The 23,049-nt window shown below is 32.8% G+C and carries 12 protein-coding genes; all 12 read left to right on the forward strand.

All coding sequences use genetic code 11. The features are described from left to right. The first annotated feature begins 2 nt into the window (after nucleotides 1–2). The 12 genes from Q0910_RS23615 (at nucleotide 3) to Q0910_RS23670 (ending at nucleotide 22,930) form a co-directional block, all read left to right on the forward strand. Nucleotides 3–437 (forward strand): GPW/gp25 family protein, encoded by a 435-nt coding sequence (locus Q0910_RS23615; RefSeq protein WP_299222264.1) that lies wholly within the window; start codon nucleotides 3–5, stop codon nucleotides 435–437. Beyond that, nucleotides 434–3,670, forward strand: a complete 3,237-nt coding sequence (locus Q0910_RS23620; RefSeq protein WP_299222266.1) for a baseplate J/gp47 family protein — start codon at nucleotides 434–436, stop codon at nucleotides 3,668–3,670. The genes Q0910_RS23615 and Q0910_RS23620 overlap by 4 nt, the downstream gene beginning before the upstream one ends. A gap of 12 nt (nucleotides 3,671–3,682) precedes the next feature. Beyond that, on the forward strand, nucleotides 3,683–8,401 hold the full coding sequence (locus Q0910_RS23625) for a hypothetical protein (protein ID WP_299222267.1): 4,719 nt from the start codon (nucleotides 3,683–3,685) through the stop codon (nucleotides 8,399–8,401). A gap of 10 nt (nucleotides 8,402–8,411) precedes the next feature. After that, nucleotides 8,412–12,161, forward strand: coding sequence for a hypothetical protein (locus Q0910_RS23630; RefSeq protein ID WP_299222269.1), 3,750 nt, complete (start codon nucleotides 8,412–8,414; stop codon nucleotides 12,159–12,161). A 3-nt stretch (nucleotides 12,162–12,164) separates the two neighbouring features. After that, complete coding sequence (locus tag Q0910_RS23635) at nucleotides 12,165–13,676, forward strand: contractile injection system tape measure protein (protein WP_299222271.1); 1,512 nt, start codon at nucleotides 12,165–12,167, stop codon at nucleotides 13,674–13,676. Beyond that, nucleotides 13,670–15,022 (forward strand): ATP-binding protein, encoded by a 1,353-nt coding sequence (locus tag Q0910_RS23640; RefSeq protein WP_299222273.1) that lies wholly within the window; start codon nucleotides 13,670–13,672, stop codon nucleotides 15,020–15,022. The genes Q0910_RS23635 and Q0910_RS23640 overlap by 7 nt, the downstream gene beginning before the upstream one ends. 22 nt (nucleotides 15,023–15,044) lie before the next feature. Further along, nucleotides 15,045–15,968 carry a DUF4157 domain-containing protein gene (locus Q0910_RS23645; RefSeq protein WP_299222274.1) on the forward strand — a complete coding sequence of 308 codons (924 nt, stop codon included), beginning with the start codon at nucleotides 15,045–15,047 and terminating at the stop codon, nucleotides 15,966–15,968. A 26-nt stretch (nucleotides 15,969–15,994) separates the two neighbouring features. Further along, complete coding sequence (locus tag Q0910_RS23650; protein ID WP_299222275.1) at nucleotides 15,995–17,161, forward strand: DUF4157 domain-containing protein; 1,167 nt, start codon at nucleotides 15,995–15,997, stop codon at nucleotides 17,159–17,161. A gap of 19 nt (nucleotides 17,162–17,180) precedes the next feature. Then, nucleotides 17,181–17,528 (forward strand): hypothetical protein, encoded by a 348-nt coding sequence (locus tag Q0910_RS23655; protein ID WP_299222276.1) that lies wholly within the window; start codon nucleotides 17,181–17,183, stop codon nucleotides 17,526–17,528. 157 nt (nucleotides 17,529–17,685) lie between these two features. Beyond that, nucleotides 17,686–18,651: a hypothetical protein gene (locus Q0910_RS23660; RefSeq protein ID WP_299222278.1), complete on the forward strand. Its 966-nt coding sequence runs from the start codon at nucleotides 17,686–17,688 to the stop codon at nucleotides 18,649–18,651. Nucleotides 18,652–18,657: 6 nt separating this feature from the next. After that, nucleotides 18,658–19,848 (forward strand): DUF4157 domain-containing protein, encoded by a 1,191-nt coding sequence (locus Q0910_RS23665; protein WP_299222280.1) that lies wholly within the window; start codon nucleotides 18,658–18,660, stop codon nucleotides 19,846–19,848. 145 nt (nucleotides 19,849–19,993) lie between these two features. Beyond that, nucleotides 19,994–22,930, forward strand: coding sequence for a DUF4157 domain-containing protein (locus Q0910_RS23670; protein WP_299222282.1), 2,937 nt, complete (start codon nucleotides 19,994–19,996; stop codon nucleotides 22,928–22,930). The last annotated feature ends 119 nt before the right edge of the window (nucleotides 22,931–23,049 follow it).

The following is a 23,049-nucleotide window of genomic DNA, read 5'->3' on the forward strand; positions in this document are numbered from 1 at the left end:
TTATGACTAAAGAAAATAACAATACAATTGATAATAAAGGATTTCTCGGAAGAGGATGGAAATTCCCTGTTCAATTTACCAGAGGCAATGACAGTGTCTCATTGGTACAACATGAAGAAGACATAAAAGAAAGTCTCATTATTCTGTTAACCACGATTAGAGGAAGTAGACTTTTGCGACCTAGTTATGGAACAAGTGTTAGAACTTTGATTTTTGAACCCCTTGATACTAATACAGCCACATATATTTCAGAAGAAATTAAGAAATCAATTTTAATACATGAACCAAGGGTTTTTGTAGATAAAGTTGAAGCAGTTCAGGAATCGTTAAATGGTACTTTACAAGTGTCCATTGATTATACTATTATTTCTAGTAATACCAGATCCAATTTGGTATTTCCATTCTATTTAAATGAAGGAACAAACATTATAAAATGAGCGAGAACTGTTTACATAGTAACCCACTGAGAAGAGATGGCACTAGCCAACAGCAACGAACGTTAAATACGTTGCTTCCGTCTTATGTTGCAGTCGATGAAAGAAGCATGAAAGATGTGATGGAATTTATTCACGCTTTTGGAGAAGAAATCCGATTTTATGATGACACGAATGCGATAGATGGTCATTGGGCGGATTTCTTTAAAATTACAGACGAGGACTGGGCTTCTTTTTCATTAGAAGCATATTTGGAGCAATTAAAAATTGATCAATTTACAAAACCACATTTAGCGCTTTTCTTTGGTTTCTTATACATGTTTAAGATTGTTCAGGAGGACATAAATACAATTACAGAGAGACATCTGGATTTTTATTATAAAGAAGTATTACAATTAGAAGAGAAAGCTGCAGAACCAGATAAGGTTTCTATCATTTTCGAACTAGCTAAGCACGTGGAGAGTCATTTGCTAAAAGCAGGAACTGCATTAAAGGCTGGGAAAGATAATACAGGGGCAAATGTGACTTATAAGCTTAATGAAGATACTGTAATTAATAAAGCACAAGTAGCAGAGATTAAAGCACAATTCACAAATTTAGCAGACCAATGGGCAAGTGAATCAAGGTATCCAACAACTAATCATAGAGTTTATAGTTCACCAATAGCAAACTCTGCGGATGGTCTGGGAGCAGAAATCGAAACTGAAGAAAAAGATTGGAGAGTGTTTGGACGACCTTTATTTGTAGATAATGAAGACAATCCTACGGGTTTAAAAATTGCCGATAGAAAACAAGGAGAAATTGGTTTCGCTATTGCCAGCCCAATTCTGTTTTTAGCAGAAGGACAAAGAAAAATTGATTTGGAGGTAGTTATAGATTTTAAAGGTGATGAAAATAATGAAATAGATATTCAAAATAAGATTCAGATATTGTTATCTGGGAAAGAAGAATGGATTGAAACAATGTTTCTACCAGGTGATAAAGCTATCATAAAATTTATTGATGGAGTATGGAAAATGATGATCACAACACATTTAAAAGTTGATCAACCAGCTGTTTTAGCTTATAATAATGAAGTCTATGAAGAAAATATCAATACAAAATGGCCTGTCCTCAAGTTACTTATTAACTCAGAAGATCCCACAGAAGAATCACTTTATAAAGAACTGATTAATGTTTCAGTAGACACTATAAATCTTACTGTAGAAATTGATGGAGAAATAGATAATATACCAGGTGTTCAAAATTTTATTGCTCAAAACGACCAGTCAGTTTTAGATCCTACTAAACCTTTACAAATATTTGGAGGTCAACCTCATTTAGGAAGTAAATTTTATATAGGTTCTAAAGAAGTTTTTCAAAAGAAGTTAGACTACATCTCTTTAAAATTTCAATGGGTAGATTTACCTCAAGACGCGGCAGGTTTTAGTGATTATTATTTGCATTATCATTATCCAGGAGTAACTAATAGTAGAAATAATTCTACTTTTAAAATAAAAACCGAAGTATTAACAAAAAAAGAATGGGAAACAGTTTCTAGTGACGCACAACTTTTTACAGATGCTAGTGGTACAGATATTACAGATAATACACTATTACCATCTTCAGAATCAAAAAGTAAAATCACTAATTCTGAAATTAATTTAAGTAAAATTAATAGATACCCTGAAATCGAAGATTTCGAGGAATTTGATGCTAGTCTAACCAAGGGCTTTATGCGATTTTCATTAAAGGGAACGGAATTCGGACATAAAGATTTTCAAAACTCTTACTCTTATCATGCCATTAAAATAGCCAATGGTTTTGATTGGACCTTACCAAATCCACCTTATGTTCCGACAATTGAAGGACTCTCTATTTATTATAAATCAAGTGTAGAGTTTAATCTTAATAATCCTGTTTCTAATGAAGTCGAACAATTTTTTCATTTAGAGCCTTTTGGTAATTATGAGGTAGTTAAAACGAAAGTTTCCAAAACCATATTTCCTACAATTGAAGAAGAAGGTAATTTATTTATAGGATTAGAAAACTTAAACTCTCCACAAACACTTTCATTATTAATTCAGGTAGCCGAAGGAAGCGCAAATCCTAAAAAAGAAAAGCAAGAAGTAACATGGTATTATTTATCAGAGAATAATTGGCTACCATTTGACCAATATACCTTATTGAGTGATGGCACCAATGGTTTGCTCACTTCCGGAATTATTAAATTAGATATTCAGCGTACTATTTCTATTGGTAATTCTCGATTATCTCCAGATTTATATTGGCTAAAGGCTAGTGTAGCTAAATATTCTGATGCAGTTTGTGATATTATTGATATAAAAGCACAGGCAATTAGTGCTTCTTTTGTAGATCAGGATAATGATCCAAAATTTCTTGAGAATGCATTAGAAGCTGGAACCATTTCTAAGCTTCTTGATGCAGATGCCTCTGTCAAAAAAATAGAACAACCTTATGCTTCTTCTGATGGTAAACCACCAGAAAAAGAAAAAGCATTTTATACAAGAGTTAGTGAACGTTTACGACATAAAAACAGAGCAATTACCATTTGGGATTATGAACATTTAATCTTAGAGGAATTTCCAAAAGTTTATAAAGTAAAATGTGTGAATCATACAAGTTTTGATGGCACCATAACAGATTATAGTGAGACAGCACCTGGACATGTTTCTGTAGTTGTCATCGCTAATGTTCAGAATAAAAATGCAGTTGATCCATTACGTCCATTGGCTAGTTTAGACCAACTTAGTGAGATTGCATCTTTTATAGATAAGATAAAACCTCCTTGTGTAATACTGCATGTGAAGAACCCAATTTATGAAGAAATAAAAGTAGATTTTAAAGTGAAATTTAATCAGGGAATTGACGCAGGCTATTACATATCTAAATTAGTAGAAGAAATTAGACATTTCCTTTCTCCTTGGTCCTCTGACTGTGCCACCGATATTGTATTTGGAGGTAGAATACACAAGTCTGTTATTCTAAACTTTGTAGAAGAAAGATCTTATGTAGATTATGTAACGTGTTTTAAAATGTTTCACATCATAAAAGACGATTCCAATGTATCCATTACGGAAGTAGATGAGGCCTTAGCACAAACCTCTGTATCCATTATTGGTTCAGCAAGAACACATACCATAGAAGAAATTGCTGCCAGTGAAGCTGATCAGTGTAAGTGCGATGATAATATCATATTAAGTACAGAAGAGTTGACTGCAATTGATAATTGCTAAAAAAATGTTTGAATGAATGAATCACAAACCATATCGAAACAATTACCAGCTTTAAAGAGCATGCAATATGAAACGTTGCGAGAATTAGGTATTCAACGTATTCAGGAACTTGCAGGCTCATTATGGACAGATTATAATACACATGATCCTGGAATTACCATTTTAGAAGTGCTAAGCTATATGCTAACTGATATCGGATATAGAATCAACTACGATATAAAAGATATTCTTGCACAGAAACTAGGGAGTCCAGATTATTATGATATTAAGAACTTCTATACTGCTTGCGAAATATTACCCGTTTGTCCTGTGACTTTTAATGATTTTCGGGAGATTATGATGGATGTAGAAATAGTAGATGATACAGAAGAGGAGACACAATATTACGGTGTAAAGAATGCTTGGATAGATAAATCTCCAGATGCCGAACATGCTATCTATGTAAACAAGAAGAAAAGTGAATTGAGTCTTTCTCCATTACCAAATTCTTCTGAAGAAAATATGTTTTATGTAAAAACGCTATATGATGTACTATTAGAGTTTGATAAAAATGAGAAGTATGGAGACTTAAATGAAAATACTATCGAAGGAGATTTCGTTTTATACGAATTCCCTGCATTAGAAGAGTTACAAGGATTGAAAATTGCTATCAAGATTACATTTCCAAATTGGGATGATGATATTGATTGGTCTAATTATGATGAAGTCCGTGATTCTGTGAGTGATGTTACTCTAAAATTTTTGAATGTAGCAGATGGTTATGGTTTTAATTATGACCTGTCTAATGATAAACAAGTAATTCTTGTAGAAGATACCAATTCAAAACCTGTTCCGGACTTAGCAAATCTGATCACCCAAATAAACAATTTTATGTATGATCCTATTGAAGGGTTAATTGTAAAATATGTTGAGAAAATTGTGATCATTCATCAAATAGTAGAAGAGGTAAAAACTCAATTGCATAAAAACAGAAATTTATGTGACGATTTTTTCCGTTTTAGTGCATTAAAAGTTGAAGATATCATTCTATGTACTGATATAGAACTTGATAATCAAGCGGATGTAGAAGAGACTGAAGCTGCAATTTTTTATGCAATTTCCAATTTTCTTTCTCCAACAGTATATTTCTATACGTTAGATGAAATGCTGAATAAGTGCGCTATCGAAAATAAATATACAATTGAGGCGATCAGCCTGGGAGAAAAAATAATAACCATTAATACGAAGCTAAAAGAAGATGTAGGTAGTGAAGACACTGTTTCTATTTCGGGTGATGAAACTATTTCTGGAGAATATACAGTTAATTGTATAAAAGAAAATGATCTTAATCCTGCTTTTACGGATATTCATATAGATGAAGAAATCATCTCAGATACTTTCTCTGAAGATACTATCTTATTTGTGGGAAGAATTGATGAAAACCTCTGTAAAACAGTTGATGAGGTTTTTGAAGGCCCAAAATTAAAACATGGGTTTATTGATGAGAAAGAGCTCGAAGCTGCTCAACTAACTAAAGTTATTCATGTTTCTGATTTGATCAGAATTATCATGGATATCGAAGGAGTAAAAGCTGTGCGTAATATACAAATTGCTAATAGACCACAAGATAATGACGATGGTATAGATGAGAAAAGTGTAAAATGGTGTTTAGAACTAGCCTGGAAGTATAAGTATGTTCCCAGACTGAATCTAAGTGATTCAAAGATTACTTACTATAAAGATCAATTGCCATTTTTAGCTGATGATGATGAGGTTAATATATTAATTGAAGCACTTGAAGCTACCGATAGACCACAAAAAATTCGGTATCCTAAAATGGATATTGATCCACCATTAGGAGCGTTTAAAGATATCGAAAACTATGTCTCATTGCAAGAAGAGTTTCCGGATATCTATGGCGTAGGTTCTTCAGGTATTCCAGATTTATCTTCTTTAGAAGGATTGAAAAAAGCTGAGCGAGAAGGAAAAGTAAAACAGCTAAAAGGCTTTCTTACGTTTTTTGATCAATTGATCGTCAATGAATTGGCTCAATTAAATAAGGTAAAAGATCTTTTCTCTATGAATGGAGAGAAAAATGAATTTGGAGAATATAAAATTGATCGTACATACTTTTCAAAAGTATTGTATGATGTAATTCCTAACGGTTCAGAGTTATATGTTGATCAGGCTGGACATTTAGTAAGTCTAAAAAAAATAGTAGAGGATGAAAACCTCTATATCCAAAGAAGAAATAAGTTTTTAGATCATTTGTTAGGTAGATTTGCAGAAACTTTTACTGATTATGCCATACTTGCTCACAAGATTGATAAAGAAAAAGCAGGACTAGATCTTATTGAAGATAAACTACAGTTTTTAGATCGCTATCCAGCTATAAGTGCGGAAAGAGGAAAAGGATTTAATTATTTGCAAGATTGCTATCAGTGGCATATCCATAACGTTTCAGGAGTAGAACAACGTGTTTCTTTTTTAACGGGAATCGAAGAAAGAGAGGTTTCGGCTCTTAATTTTAGTAATAACTTTTTAATTGATCCTGCAATAGCTGGTTTTACAATCTTGGATGACTTAAGTGTTCCTTTACTAGTACAAAAGGACAATTTAGAAAGTGATATTGAGGTAAAAGAATTACTGGAGCGTATTATAATGACTGGTTTATGTAGAAGTAATTATGAAATAGCTTTAGAAGAAGCAGGTAATTTTTCTTTTCGATTAATTTGTGAAGACCAAATATTAGGAATTAGTTCAAAAGTCGATTATAACTCAGACCTGCCGGGAGGAGATACGGATACTGCAATTTTTGAACTCATTAAAGTTTTAAAAAGAGAGTATTTTGATAACCATGAATCGAATAGAAGGAATTTGTCGTGTCCGTTTAATAATTACTTTACCTATGAGCTAACAGCTGATATTATGCCTGTTCCTCCTGATTTACCAACATATACTTTTAAGTATGTGATGTATTCGAAAGCGTTTCAGTTTACAGATGAGTTCAAAATCCTGGAAGGTGAAATTACCGAAGAAATTGTATTGGAAGAAACCGAAACATTACCATTAACAGAAGAACAAGTACTTAAAAAAGGAGAAGCTAAAATCCAGAAATTGTTTTGGGATATTATATATAACGCTATAGACAGACGTCAGTATATATTGGATGTAAACCTGACTCCATATCGTTTTCAATTATGCAGTTCAAAAGGACAAGTAATAGGAAGTAGTGTGGCTGAAAACTTCAATGTAATATTGGCAGATCAAATCAAAACCAGTAGTGCTAATACACTTCAGATAATTGAATCTTCTGCTAATGATGGAAATTATACCATTAGTACTGCAGAAGCTAAAGGTCCCAATATCGAAATCGAATTAACTAGTAATATACCTTCTCCTATATTCGATGGGAAAGCTATTTGGGAAGAAGCTTTTAGTATTCAGGAAATAAATATAGAAGAGAGATGGGTAAAAGCCACTTCGGATATTAGTACTAATTTTTTAGTGAATGATGTATTCGAAATAAGAAATTCTACAAGTAATGATGGTTTATATACTATAAGGAGTATTGATAATGATGGAGGGAAAACAATATTAAAATTTTGGGAACCTATTCCAACAGATGAAATAGATGGAGAAATTGTAGATCAACACGTTTTCGATATGGTAGCTATTAATCTTACTGTATTAACTGTAAAAGCAGGAGAAGATGAAAAAGCCATTCAGCAATTAATTGATTTTGTACAAGATAAGTTCATTAAAAAAGAAGGTATGCATTTAATAGAACATACCTTACTTAGACCAAGGATTAATGAAGAGCTGTTTGTTGATTTAGAATCAAAACATTTGGTGTCTTTAGGAGGAAGTTCTGCTCAGTTAGTTTTTCCTAAACGAACCGAGATTCAAAGTGCTAATGCTACTAACAATACCATATTGGTTTCTGACAATATAAAAGCAGAAATCAGTGGGAATATTATCTATATCGAAGAAGGACCTTATAACGGCCAAGAGTTTACAATTAAAAAGATAACAACACAAGCAGGAAAATCGAGAATTCACTTAAATGAAGATTTGAAGTTCAATTTACCGAATCCTCCATTCGATAATGGATCCGTAAGGTATAAAAGCCAAACAGACGTTGTGAAAATCAAACCTGTTACAAATACAATAACAGTTAGTGATACACAAGTATTAGTAATCAAAGAAGGAGATGAAGTGATAGTTAAAAATCCGGAAAACAAAGAAAACGACGGGATTTTTATTGTTAAGACGATTAAGGAAATTGATCTTAATCAGGATATAAGATTGATGTCTAAGTTACAATGGGTACAGGATGAATTATTACCTGTTTATTTAGATCAAGATTGCAAATCATGCCAGTTAAGTGATGTCTATTCTTGTATTGCTACAGTTATTTTACCTTACTGGGCTGATCGTTTTATAAATCTAGATTTTAGAAAATTTATAGAGAAGACAATCAGACTCGAAGCTCCAGCTCATGTGATGCTTAATATATGTTGGATCAATTGCGAACAAATGGAAACTTTTGAACAAAAATATAAAGCATGGCTTTTTGAAATCAACAAACCCATATGGAACAAACCTAATTTATCTATAGCATTAAGTGAATTTATACAAGCGTTAACAGCTAGTAGAAATGTATACCCAACCGGTACTTTACACAGTTGTGATGAAGATGAATCGCTAGAAAGTGCCATTATATTAAATAATTCCGTCTTAGGAACCTAAAAATAAAATCATGAGTATTCTAATAAACAACTATCCAATTTTCGAAGACAACCAGGTACTCACCAGTGGGCAGCTCAATCAATTAAATAAATATCTTGATGAGCAAACAAGACTTACTCGTTCTTGCTTAATAGGTATGGGAATCGCCTGCGGACTGGAGCTAGAAGTAAGTACAGGAGAAGGTACAGCTATCATTATTAAAGAAGGAATTGGTATTAGTTCCGAAGGTTTTTTAATAAAACTATGTCCAGAAGCAAGATCGTGTACCACTGTTCAATATCGTCCATATACGTTACCTAATAATATAGTATATACGCCATTTCAGGATGAATTATTTGTGCAGGATATTGAGCTTCATGAATTGCTTACAGCGAATGCCCAAACGGATGAAGAAGATATAATAACACCTCTTACAGAGGAATTTTTAAACGATAAAGTAGTTCTGTTATTTCTGGAATGCCTGGATAAAGACCTAAAATCATGTTTAGGAAAGAGTTGTGACGAATTGGGTGTGGATAGGATATTTACTTTAAGAAAGTTATTGATAAATGTTACGGATCTTGAGAAAGTAAACAAGCGTTCAAATGGAGGGAGACAAGATGACTTATTTATTAAAAAATATAACCTCAAAGATATAAGCATACCCAGAGTTTTTTTTGATAACATAAGTACTTTACATTATTTGCCGCTTGCCAATTCCTACGCAAAAGCTATAGATGAAATTGGCCCGGAATTGGGAAAACTATTAAATGAAACCTATGTGGTTTATGAGCCAATTTTAAAAGATATTTATGATGGCAACCCATTTGAATCACCCATAATACAAGATGCTTATAAAATGTTTGGAGAGTATTTTGATGGAGGTTTTAAACCTGCCTGGAGGGGAATACAATATTTATATGACTTTTTCAAGGATCTCATTTTAGCGTATAAAGAATTTAAAGATTGCGCATATGATTTGATGCTACAATGTTGTCCGGATATGACAAGGTTTCCTCGTCATTTAATGTTAGGTAAAGCAATTGCAGAGCAAAGAGATAAATGTGAAATAGATATATACAGGCATACTTTTACCCAGCCTCCGATTTATAATCATCAAAATTATTTACTAGCCAAAACAATTTCATTACACAAAAGAATAGTATTAATGTTAGAGAAATTCTCTTTCGAGAAACTGGCAAATGCAGAAAAATTGGAAATGAAGGTCACACCAAGTTGTGAAAAGAAATCAAAATTGTCATTAAGAAGCATACCATTTTATTATAATTCTAAAAGCAAAAGTAAGTTTGAGAAATTAGAAAACCTTGAGTTAGAATGGAGTTATGAAAGGAACTATAAACAGTGTCAGATAGAAGACAAAGAGAACAATGCTCTCAATATTTCTTATGATAACAACAATAGTAAGGAGTTTCGTATTACTCCATTGACCACACCTTTAGATTTTGATATAGATCAATTTAATTTTTTAAGAATTGAAGGTCTTTTAGGTAAAGATATGGGTGATGCGTACAGTTTTGTTCAAAAAATAAAAAGACTCAAAAACTTGTCTTACGATGTACGAGTAGTTCATATTGGAGATGTATTAGAAGAAGATCATAAAATTAGACCAAACTGTATTTACAATGATTTACAACCTATTTATGAAATCTGGAGAAATAAATTTATTTATTGTCTGGTTGGTTTATCTAAACTAACTGATATTTCCAGATTTGCAGCAACCAATGGCGATAATCTTGTAGCAGTTAATGATTCTTTCGAAACAAATCAAGCAAGAAGAGCGGCTTTCTCAAATGATGATTTGAATAAAATTAAAAATTTTAGCACAAAAATCAATAGAGATAATTGGTCAATGGTAGTCGAAGAAGTATTGCATAAAACCTCTTCTTTGAATAAGCGAGAAAACATAAATAGGGTGTCTGAAAACCTAAACCAGGTTTCGTTAGCAGTTGGAAGACAAACGATTTCAGGTCTTTTTCAGGAACTAGAAAATTGTATGATTCAATTGCGAGAAAATACACCAGAGGACTTTAAAACATTTGATTTTGAAAAATGGCTCGAACTGTATAAATGCCCTTTAAATATATATGTAGAAATACTAAAGTTATTAAGTACAAGATATCAAAGAGGCCAAGTAAATGTTCAATTAAACACATATTTTTTATTGTTTTGTCAGTTACATGGACTTATAAGAAATCTTGCAATTTTTCCATATATAGATATTCGTATTTTATATAATACACTAAAAGTTAAAATTGATACGTATAATGAGTCAAACGAGTTTTCAAATTTCGTAAAACAAAATCCTGGTACTGTACATAAAGCGGGAACTCCTCCAGGGCAGACATATATATTGCTATATCAAACAGAATTTTCGGATGAGTATAGAAAGTCTATACTTCCCAAAATTGTAGCATATCTAGAAGAGCAGGAAGTTAGTAGTGATGTTATAAGACAAATTGATCAGATAGATAAAGAAAATTTAGGTAAGGTGTTGGGCGATTTTCAACTACCATATCTGTGTTGTTCTCCTTGCGATCAGATAGATAGTCAACCTGCGCAATTAGATCCTTTTGCTCCTCCTATTATCGAAACAGTGCCAATAAGACAAGTTGATACTGACCCTACTAATGGTATAGTGTTTTTTGAATATGATATTGTAAAAGAAAAATTGTTTCATGAGGTGTATGAAGTAGATCGGTACAAAGCAAATCTTACATCTTCAGCCAAATATGGTGATGCATCCATAGAATATACTCCCTCTGATTTAAATGTAAATGTGAACATTCAATATTTAAATTATGTTGTTGATGTAAATAAGGTTGCAGCCGTAGCAAACAATTCTGAAGATGCTTATCTAATAGACGAATTTACTTATGAAATTATTCACCAACAAACAGGTGAAGTAATTGACTCATCTGTGATCACAATTTTAGTTCCGATAATAGAAATTAGAACGCAAGGAATAAAAGTTGGAGTAACAGGAAGAGTTATTACAAGATCAGATGGTGTTTTAATAGGAATTTCGGAGGCTACAGTGGCATTTGATAAATTTCCGGATCTTAAAACATCCTCTGTAGACAGCGGTGACTTTACAATTACTACTTTATCTAATATTCTTCCGAATGGAATACATGATATTACCGTTTTTGCTAATGGATATTTTCCTAAGACAATTCCGGTAACTATTAATAATAATATTCCATTTGTTACTGTAGAGCTAGTTCCTATTATAATCTTTACACCAATTTTTACAGATTTTATTAATGTTATTGAGGCAGATGTTAATGCTGATAGTACTATTGCCTTAGTAAATGATTTTAGAACAACTGATCTTGCTAATAGAGAAAAGATAAAAGAACTAATAGAGAAAGAAGGAGATCGTCGATCTTCTTTAATTAAAGTAGAGGAAGCACTTTCTATGTTCTCTAAAGATAGTAGTCTCACTGTTAATGAAATGAATACAGTTTTCTCTAAGACCAGAGATAATTTATTGGCAGAAATAAAGGTAGCAACCGGGGCATCTAAAAAAAATAAAACAGAAGGTCTTAAAACAATGACTACCGCCTATTTAGATCGATTGATTCTTACAGAACCTAAAGGGTTAAGTACCATAAGTAAAAAGACGTTAAGTGAAACAGCTAAGTTGATTAAATCCAATAATGTAGGGATGAAAGGTGAAATGAAAAAATGGTTTACAACTAAGGATAAATTAATGGGTAATAAGATTACCAATACTATTAGAAACAATTTTAAAATATAATAATTGATAGATACCACCAAACATATTATTAAACAACAGGTTCTTGATCTTACCATTTCTAATTTAAAAGATCAGGAAGACACATCTCATGTCGTTTCCGAAATTTATAAACGCAATATAGAGGGTATTTTAGAGGAAATATGTAACGAGATGATCCCTGCTGATAGAGTAGTTAAAATTGATTCTTTAGTTATAGATATTGGTCGTTTAAGATATGATAGGTTAGCTTTGGATTTTCCAAAAGCTGTTAGGAAATCTATAAAAGAAGCCCTTTATAAAGAAGTCAGAGATGAAATTGTTCGATCTAATGGTTCCGTTAAAAGAATAAAAGATCATGAGAATAAAGAAAATGCTCTGTTAGAATATTTGCGTACAGGTTTGATTCCTTGGTATTACGATGGTAATTTTATAAAACTGAAATCAGAATTTTCTAATAAAAAAATTAATACCTCTTATGAACTTGTTCAGGTTTTTAGTAATGCAATTAGTATAACCAGAGCTATTCATTTTTTTGAAGAAGAAAAATTGCATTCCTTTCTTATGGAAAAATTGAGTTATGAGAAAAAGAATGTTTTGACCGAGTTTGTTCTTTTGAAAAAGATATTGAGTACCCTAAATAGTATTGCAAATGTTCCTATTAAAAATAGATCAATTTCTGCCAATATTAAGCCTCTTTTAGAAATATGCAAACCAAAAAATAAAGTGTATGATAAAATGATAAGACAATTGGTTGATTCAGTTTATTCTAATGATTCATCATCTGTTATTTTTTTAGAAAAAACAACATACCTGATTGAAGTATTGCCAAAAAAGTATTATCAGAAAATACAAGCTCTTTTTAAAAATATAGAATGGGAAAAGCTGAATAAATTTAATAAAGATGAACTTTTGTTTGTAGAAAATTTAAGAAAAGAAAAGAATGCTCAAAAAATAGTAAACATAAAAAGCAATATAAGTACTTCTGAAGAAAAGATAAAATCAAAAGAGATAAGTTTAAAACAAAGTTTAGAGATTGGTGAAAGTATAGTCATTAAAAATGCAGGACTAGTTTTGGTTTGGCCATACCTACAATCATTTTTTACGGGACTTGATCTTATGCAGGAAAAAACATTTCTGGATGATCAGAAAACCGCCAAAGCAATCCATTTATTACATTATTTAGTTTTTCAGACAGAGGAAAGTAATGAAACTGAATGGGTACTTAATAAGCTTTTATGCGGTGTAGAAATAATCGATTTTGTTCCCGAAAAAATGGAGCTAAGTGGCATAGAGAAAGAGGAATGCGATAACTTATTAAAAGCCCTCATTAATAATTGGTCAGCATTAAAAAAGACAAGTCCAGACAGTCTAAGAAAGACTTTCTTAATGCGAGAAGGTTTGTTAATGAAAAATGATAATGGATGGATGTTGAAAATAGAAAGAAAAGCATTTGATATTTTACTGGACAGGTTAACGTGGGCTATTTCGGTAATTAAATTACCCTGGAACAATTATATGATTCATACAGAATGGTAACAGAAAAAATAAGTATAAACGCAATTGATATAACTAATGAACTGAATTGGTTAAAGCAAATCCTGAAGGTCCGATCCGCTCTTAATGCTAATGAGAAGGTTTCAGTGAAAGATGTTTTTGATATTATTCCTCCAGATATATCAGAGAGTACATCTGGATACGCTCAGTTAATTAGGGATCATGAATTTGATTTTGTCGAACGTTTTATTATTATTCTTTCTGCTGTTCCTTACATAAAACCTGAACTCTTAGATGTGTTTATCCAAAAGAATAAGACGACAAATCAGTTGTATACAGAATTTGGAGGGAAAATCAGTGAGCAACATTCAGGTTTTTTACCTACTGGAGAAACCGTAATGTTCATTTTGGCGGCCAATGATTTAGCAAGAAGATTTGCCTTAATAAAACCTTTTGAAGGAGATCATCCATTTGCAAAAAAGCAAATAGTATGGTTAACAGAAGTTTCTAATCAAGTAAGTTTTTTAAATGGACAACTATGCATATCACAAGAAGTGTTGGATCTGATTACAACTGGAGAAGTTAAAAAACCCATTTTTAGTAGTGAATTTCCGGCAAGACTTTTAGAAACAAATATGAAATGGGATGATCTGATACTAGAGCAAAAAACACTATTTCAACTTAAAGAAATTGAAATATGGTTAAAACACCATCATCAATTGATGATGGATTGGAATATGAAAAGGAAATTAAAACCTGGTTATAAAACACTTTTTTATGGACCTCCGGGAACCGGAAAAACTCTAACCGCTAGTTTATTGGGAAAGAAATTGGGTTTTGACGTTTATAGAATCGATTTATCTCAGACGGTTTCTAAGTTTATCGGAGAAACCGAAAAAAACTTAGCTAAAGTTTTCGATAAAGCAGAAAGTAAAAATTGGATTTTATTTTTTGATGAAGCAGATGCGCTTTTTGGTAAAAGAACAGCAACAAAAGATGCTCATGATAGATACGCTAATCAACAAGTATCTTATTTATTACAGAGAATTGAAGAATATGATGGATTGGTCATTTTAGCATCCAATCTTAAAAGTAATATTGATGATGCTTTTTTAAGAAGGTTTCAGACGGTGGTTCGTTTTCCAGTTCCTTCAGCAAAAGAAAGACATGATTTATGGCAGAAGGCCTTTTCAGAAAAATGTAAGTTAGAAAAAAAAGTGGATCTATGTGAACTTGCCTATACATATGAATTAGCTGGTGGCTCTATTATTAATGCAGTTCAATATGCATCCTTAATGACATTAGACAAAGCAAGTAATGAAATTATGATGGGAGATATTTTGCAAGGTATAAAAAGAGAATATCATAAAAACGGTAGAACAATATAAGTATATAACAAAAAGAAAAGTCATGGTTTTTACAAGATCTTCAGTTGAAAATAATACGCCGATTGTACAGACAAAGCTAACTATTGGTCAACCCAATGACGTATACGAACAGGAAGCCGATGCAGTAGCAAATCAGGTTATGAAAATGTCTACTCATCAAGATACTTTGATCCAGCGTAAGTGTGATCAGTGTGAGGAAGAAGAATTGCAAATGAAGCCTTTGAGTAATTCAATTTCACCTATTGTTCAAAAACAATCGAATGGAGGAATGGGATCCTCAACTATTTCTAAATCTTTGGCAAAGAGTAAAGGTAGTGGACAAAAGATGGATAATACTACAAAGTCTTTTATGAATAAAGGAATTGGAGCAGATTTTTCGAATGTAAAGATTCATACCGATAGTAATGCGATACAGATGAATCAGTCTCTTAGAGCAAAAGCATTCACTAATGGTAATGATATCTATTTTAATAAAGGACAATACAATCCTCAAAGTTCTGAAGGAAAACATTTATTAGCACATGAGTTGACTCACGTGGTGCAACAAGGAGGGTCTGGAGAGATGGTACAAAGAAGTTGTCGAGAGGAATCCTATTATAGTGCATCATCAAATTATTGTAGAGATGATACTTTTAGTACGTCTACCCATCCTGGAAAAACATGCTATAGACAAATTCCATCAAGAGATTCTTATTTCTCCTGTCCCGCAGGAGAACATGTTTGTTTTGATACTGATGGAAATTGTGAAGATAGTCCAGATCGTTCAAGTCTTGCAGAAGCTAAAGAATCAGATGGTTCGTGCAATTGGAACTCATATTGCGTTGCAGAACATACAGCTGTAGATTTTGTTCCGGCGGTAGTAGATCAGGCGATGGAACCTTTTAGAGAAATAAAAAGAGAAGCTATGAGAGGTTTGGACTGGAGAAATTGGTACAGACACTATTGAATTAATACTAGAAAAGAACGTTTGAAATGATTAAAGGAATATATAAAGATACTATTCAACCTAAGCTAACTATTGGTCAGCCCAATGACGTATATGAGCAGGAGGCCGATGCAGTAGCAAACCAGGTTATGAAAATGTCTGCTCATCAAGATACTTCGATCCAGCGTAAGTGTGATCAGTGTGAGGAAGAAGAATTGCAAATGAAGCCTTTGAGTGATTCAATTTCACCTATTGTCCAAAAACAATCAAATGGAGGAATGGCATCCTCAACTATTTCTAAATCTTTAGCAAAGAGTAAAGGTAGTGGACAAAAGATGGATAATACTACAAAGTCTTTTATGAATAAAGGAATTGGAGCAGATTTTTCGAATGTAAAGATTCATACAGATAGTAGGGCGATACAGATGAATCAGTCTCTTGGAGCAAAAGCATTCACTAATGGTAATGATGTCTATTTTAATAAAGGACAATACAATCCGAAAAGTTCTGATGGAAAACATTTGTTGGCCCACGAATTGACTCATGTTGTGCAACAGGGAGCTCATATAGGATCTCCCAATGTTAATAATAAAATTCAGAGAGATACTTTAGAGGGTAAGGATGATAAGTGCTATGCTCAAGCTCGCAGAGACATAAGAAGAGGAGATAGTTCTTCTAGGCTTCCAACAACATCGAGTCCAGGAGGTACCATTATACCCGATACAGAAGGAACGAGTCAAAATTGCGCCGGTGTATCTTTATGTAATCGAACCGAATGGGTTAATTGGCCTAACTTAGGCAGAGAGGCTTCTGATGGTAGATCGTATGGACCAGGGTTTAATGGTAATTGGAATCGAGCAAGATATTTTATACCTACAGGTTGTACATACGTTAGCTCGAGAGGAGTTGGAGTTAATTCGACATATTGTTCGTCTTCAGAACGAGAGATTATTGTCTTCTTGTACAGATGGCCAATAGGTAGAGTTCGCGGTACAAATGTAACAGTATTTCAGAGTGATTTTCATATGATTGGTAGAGATTGTTCATCTTTACCACAGGCTTGGGAATCAAAAATGGATAGAAGAGAACGGGTGACCAATATTCAAGACCCTTTACAAAGTCTTCATGACGCGTATCCACATACGTTAAATCCAAATCGAGAAATCGTTAGGTTAACATTTTGCTGTGATTGCGATATGGTTGCAACATCTTAATTAACTAAAGAATTTGTGAATGTCGAACAAAATTAATAAAACTATGATTTCTCCAGAAATTGCCAAAGTAATTGCTATGTGGGTAACATACCTAGAGGAAAAACACACGAACTCAAGCCTCACTGAAATAGAAAAATCTATTGGTTTGTTGGCAAGAGATCGTGCCTGGGTATACCATGGAGGAAGTGGCAATAGCTCATTATTCTATTTAATGGATGATTGTATTCAGATTCGTTTTGACTTAGATATAGAAGATACGTTAATATCGTTTTGTGTTTTTCCTAAGAGTGAAGCTTGGATTAAATCCCCTGAAGGTATTTTGATAAAAGGAGGAGAAGCTCTAGATAGTGACACTATTTTTATGTAATAATTATACCGATACTTTATTTTCATATGTATAACATAGCTAGATAATTTGAAAGAATTTTTTGAGGCAAAGCTAAAAATCGATATATATAATAATCAGTATTAAAAATAAACCTGCGTGAACATATATCGAATCATTAAAATTCAATAAAAAAGAAATGGCATCACCAACTTTAATATTAAAAAAAGAAAAGAAACTGCAATCAAAATTAAAGGTTGGGGCATCCAATGACCTGCTTGAAAAGCAAGCTGATCAAGTTATTGATAACGTAGTAAAAGTAAATTCATCCGGGGAAAGCTCTATTCAGAGAAAGTGTAATGAATGTGATGATGAATTACAAATGAAACCTATACAGAAAACTACTGATGTAATGATTCAAAAACAAGATGAAGATGAATATGAAGAAGATAATCCGTATCAATTAACAATGCCACAAATAGGAAGTAGTTTATCCTATAAACCTAATCTTAGCTTCGGTATTCCTGAATTAAAATTAGATCCTAAAATTGAATTCGAAATAAAGATGATGGAAATAAGAAGAATGTTATCCATAGATCTTCTTAAGCAACAAGCTCCAAAAATTAATATGATATATGGTCCTCAATTGCCGCCAGCTTATAATCCTCAATTGCTGCCGCCACAAGCTAATAGGCCATCGCTAATCCCCAATATACCGCCCATAACAACTCCCAAAAAACCAGAACCAAAAGCAGTAAAACCAAGAAAAGGAAGTCCAGGAGATATCGTAAAAGCTATTATGGGAATTCCTGTCATTAAAACTAAACTAGATGAGATAAAAGCAACTGCAGAAAAATATGCAGAAGACACCTATAATGGACTATCGACAGGAGGTAAAGTAGGCGTTATTAGTGGTGCCGTAACCCTAGCAGGAGGTACTGTAGCGGGATTGCTGGCAATGCCAAGAGAAGATAGATTATCCTTATTAGACCCTTTAAGTGGTGTAGCAATTCCAATCCCAGGAACACCAGTATCAGTTACATATACTAGTATGGATATGAAAAAAATTGTTCCTTCAGCTCCCGATAATGCCCCTAAGGTGGAACAAGTAATGATTGGTGTTAATGTAGGAAAATTGCTTCCGAAAAAATGGGGGTTTAAATAGAAAAATATGTTTGAGCTAACAAGTAGAAATATCGTCCAGACAAAACTCAAAATCGGTCAACCAAATGACAAGTTTGAGAAAGAAGCGGATCAAGTGGCTGATCAAGTGATGAGAATGTCTACAACTCAAATTCCACCAATTCAATGTAAATGTGCTAAATGCGAGGAAGAAGAAGTGCAAATGAAACCTTTGGAGAATACCATTACTCCAATTGTTCAGAAACAAGAAGAGGAAGAAGAAATACTTCAAATGAAAGGATATAGGGATGAAAGCAGTTCTGTTTCAAACCTAGAATCATCACTACAGCAGAGTAAAGGAGGTGGATATCATATGGATGCGTCTACACAATTGCAAATGAATCAAGGTATAGGAGCAGATTTTTCTAATGTTAAGATCCATACCGATACAAATGCCATACATATGAATCAGCAATTAAATGCCAAAGCATTTACCAATGGTTCGGATGTTTACTTTAACCAAGGGCAATATAATCCTCAAAGTTCTGAAGGAAAACATTTATTAGCGCACGAGTTAACGCACGTGGTGCAGCAGAATAATACTATACAAGGTAAAATGATACAGCGCATGCTCGCTTGCCCTTCAAATTATCCACAGATGCCTTCAACTGATTGGAGGCCATACCCCAATTCAACATCATGGTTTCATTGTGGATTTAGAACAATTCTTGAAAACAGGGCACCTACACCAAGTGATCCTATGAACGAATGCGTCTATGATCATTCAGGTGTTTTGGTTGATGCAAACCACCCTTATGCGGGTTGCAGAGGTACTCCAGATCAATATGATGGACATGGAGGGCTGTCAACACCTTATGATACACTTATGCATATTGTTTGTGATACAGGAGGTATTGTTCATGAAGGAATACCTGCTTTTATTACATCAAGGAGATATGATATAAATACTCTAATACAAGGAAGCAGCTGGATTCCATCGTTTCTAAAACCAGTATTGATTGGTAGTGTTAATACAATTTTGGGTTTGGTTCAGGTTGCTTTAGAAACTGTAGTATTACTAATACAGGTTGCTATTAGGATAATCTGCCTTTTAATAGAGCTTATTGTAGATGCGATACGGGCAGGATTGGTTGCTTTGCAAAGAATAATAAGACAATTAACATCGGCTATACAATCAGGGTTGGAAGCTTTAGCAAGATTAATAATATCGTTGTTCTAAAGAATGATGAATACCATTTGGAATTATAAAGAAGATGAAGAAAAAAAGCATAAGTTTTGGTTCTCTAAGATAGAATGTGTTATGGTATATGTTGATTTTAGAAAATTGATTCGAAAAAAATTATGGTTGAATAAAAGTTAGGAATATGTTTAATTCAGGACATAAAGATATCATCCAACCCAAACTCAAAATTGGTCATCCTAATGATAGGTTTGAACAAGAAGCCGATCAGGTGGCCGATCACGTGATGAGAATGCCTGTAACTCAAATACCTTCTGTTCAACGAAAATGTGAAGCTTGCGAAGAAGAAGAGTTACAAATTAAATCTTTAGAGACTGCCATTACTCCAATTGTTCGGAAACAGGAAGATGAAGAAGAGGAAATATTGCAAATGAAAGGGTATAGGGACGAAAGTAGTTCCGTTTCAAACTTAGAATCTTCACTTCAACAAAGTAAAGGAAGCGGGCAGTATATGGATGAATCCACACAATTGCAAATGAATCAAGGTATAGGAGCAGATTTTTCTAATGTTAAGATTCATACTGATACGAATGCCGTACAGATGAATCAACAATTAAATGCCAAAGCATTTACCAATGGTTCGGATGTTTACTTTAACCAAGGAAAATATAACCCTCAAAGTTCTGAAGGGAAACATTTATTAGCACATGAACTGACACATGTGGTACAGCAACGAAGTAATAATGAAATAATACAACGCGCTCCGCTTCCTAAAAAACAATTTGAATCTGTACAATATACCTTAAAGCGATATATATCAGAACTTCATGATCATATGGATAATGGAAGAACCAAAGAAGCAAAACTTTTAACTCCTAAAATAATTTCATATGCTACAGGAGCATTAAGCCAGATGTATGGGCTAGAAGCCGCAAAAGCACTTTTTAGATTAGATATGACCGATGAGGCAATTAAAATATTAGATGCGTATTCAAGTGCATATTTTGGTACTTCTTCCAGAGGAAGACCTTCACAGGAATCTGCTACATTAATTTATGAAGAAGGTAAAAAAGCTTTTGCGGTCAATAAGATTGATCATAGTTTTGAGTTGTTTGAAAGGCTTATTAAATGGATGGATCGTAATGAGTTGATTGGCACTTATTATGCAAACCATATGGAGCATTTTACAAGCAAGATGTATCCAAAAGTCGTTGACGCCTTAATATCTATCCCTGAGTTTCATAAAGTAAATGGCGATATCGCAAAGCAAACAACATCCTTAGAAAAAGTAAAACAATTAATTCTAAATTCTAAGATAACCGATAAATACGCAATATACGCTTCCAGTGCTTTTATTAGATTAGGTGATGTGACCTCTGCCAGTGAAATACTGGTTGATGGGGCAAAAGACTACAAACCGTCTTACAATAGTGGGGTCACGTATGGATATAAGACAATTAAGCATTTGATAGAAAAAGGAAATGAAGCTATTACATCAAAAGATATAGAAAATGCCTTTTCAATTTTTAATCTTGCCTTTTTATGGATTGAAGCTAATAAAGAAGAAATTAATAAGAAAGACTTTTCTAGTTTTCTACATAAGAGAACTGATATAGATGGATTATTTTATGAAGCCATGCATGGTATGTTAAAAATAATAGATCACTTTATAAATGATGTGGAAGTTGATTTAAAATCTGGTGGAGCTAATGCTACTACAAAAATTGAGTTGGTTAAAAAGTGGATGAAAAGAATTGAAACGGCACTTCTAAGATTTAACAATCAAAATTTTATAATAGCGAAGGTGGATCAGGATAGCAATGATCCAACTATTGCTAGGTATCAGGATGCTAATGATGCTACAAAATCAATGAAAGTCACGGATTATGATACAGGTCAAAGTCCTATGGACTTAATTTTGAATCCAAATCCTTTCAAGGATAGAATGCAAAGAATACATGATATGATGAATGTAAAAACCAATCAAATAACCAATTTGGTTGATTTTTATGAACGAGATAAAACTATTGTTGAATTATTTAAAACCAAACATAGTAGAACTCCAGACATTCATAATATATCAGATAGAAAGCTTTTTTGGAATTTAAAATATGATCATCTAATAACCAATAAATCTAGTAAAGAAGATGCTATACAAGTTCTGATTGATGATATTAAAAACTATCTAAGAGCATTTTCTATTCATACGTTTTATAATATTCCCGATACTAAAAAAGATATTATTAGTGGTGATTATCCAGAATCGATTACCGGACAAGCACTCAAAGATTGTGGGATTTTTGCGATGCAAACAGCGTACGAATTATCACTAATAAGAACTAAAGCAAATATTGACTTTTATTTCGTGTGGGTACCAAATCATGTATATTTAGGGATTATTGATAGAGATTTAAAATATGGTTGGTCAGTAAACAATAATTTCATTAGTAAGATAGATCAAGATATTACCGCTATAGGAATCGGTCCTAGTGTAATTTTAGCAAATTACACAACTTTTACTGCTTTCGATATAAAAAAGATTGATGATTTTAGTGAAAAAGGACTGTATAAAAATTACAGAGCCACTCCGAATACATTATTTCTTCCAAAAAATTATCATACTTTAAGTAAGAGTAAAAAAGATAAGGCGGATGAAAAAGCAAAAGAACTAAAAAAGATATACTTGTCCTTAAATAAGGTGACAAGGGTTAATCATCTTAAGACCATTCAACTGATGAGAGAATTGAAAACAAAATTTAATCTTCTTGATGATAAAAATGATGCAGCGTTTAAGACTGATGCTATTAAGAAAGTTTTAGAACTATACGACCCTTATAAAATATTGACTAATGTAACTATTGATTATTTCAAGGAATTAGATACCATAAAACAAACAGGAAATAAAAATATTACTAATAAGTTTAGTTTTAGGTACTATGAAAATGTATGGACCATGATGCGTTGGGTAATATTTAAGTTAGGACAGGATAGTTTTAAAAAAGATTCGGAAATGACAAATCCAGCTTATGCAAATCCAGATGTATCTTATGTAGGAGATCCTGTGCCTTGGGAAAAATTAAACATCTCATTACCTGTAAAAAGTTCTTCAACAACTCCTTAGCATCGAATTGAGTAATTATGCCAGTTATACTTTGAATTTGCAATGAAATAAGATTATAGGAAAATACCCCTAAAAAGATTAGTTTTTTACCCCACTGAAAACCAGTTAAATAAGAGTAA

Source organism: uncultured Aquimarina sp., assembly GCF_947495315.1.
Taxonomy (GTDB): domain Bacteria; phylum Bacteroidota; class Bacteroidia; order Flavobacteriales; family Flavobacteriaceae; genus Aquimarina.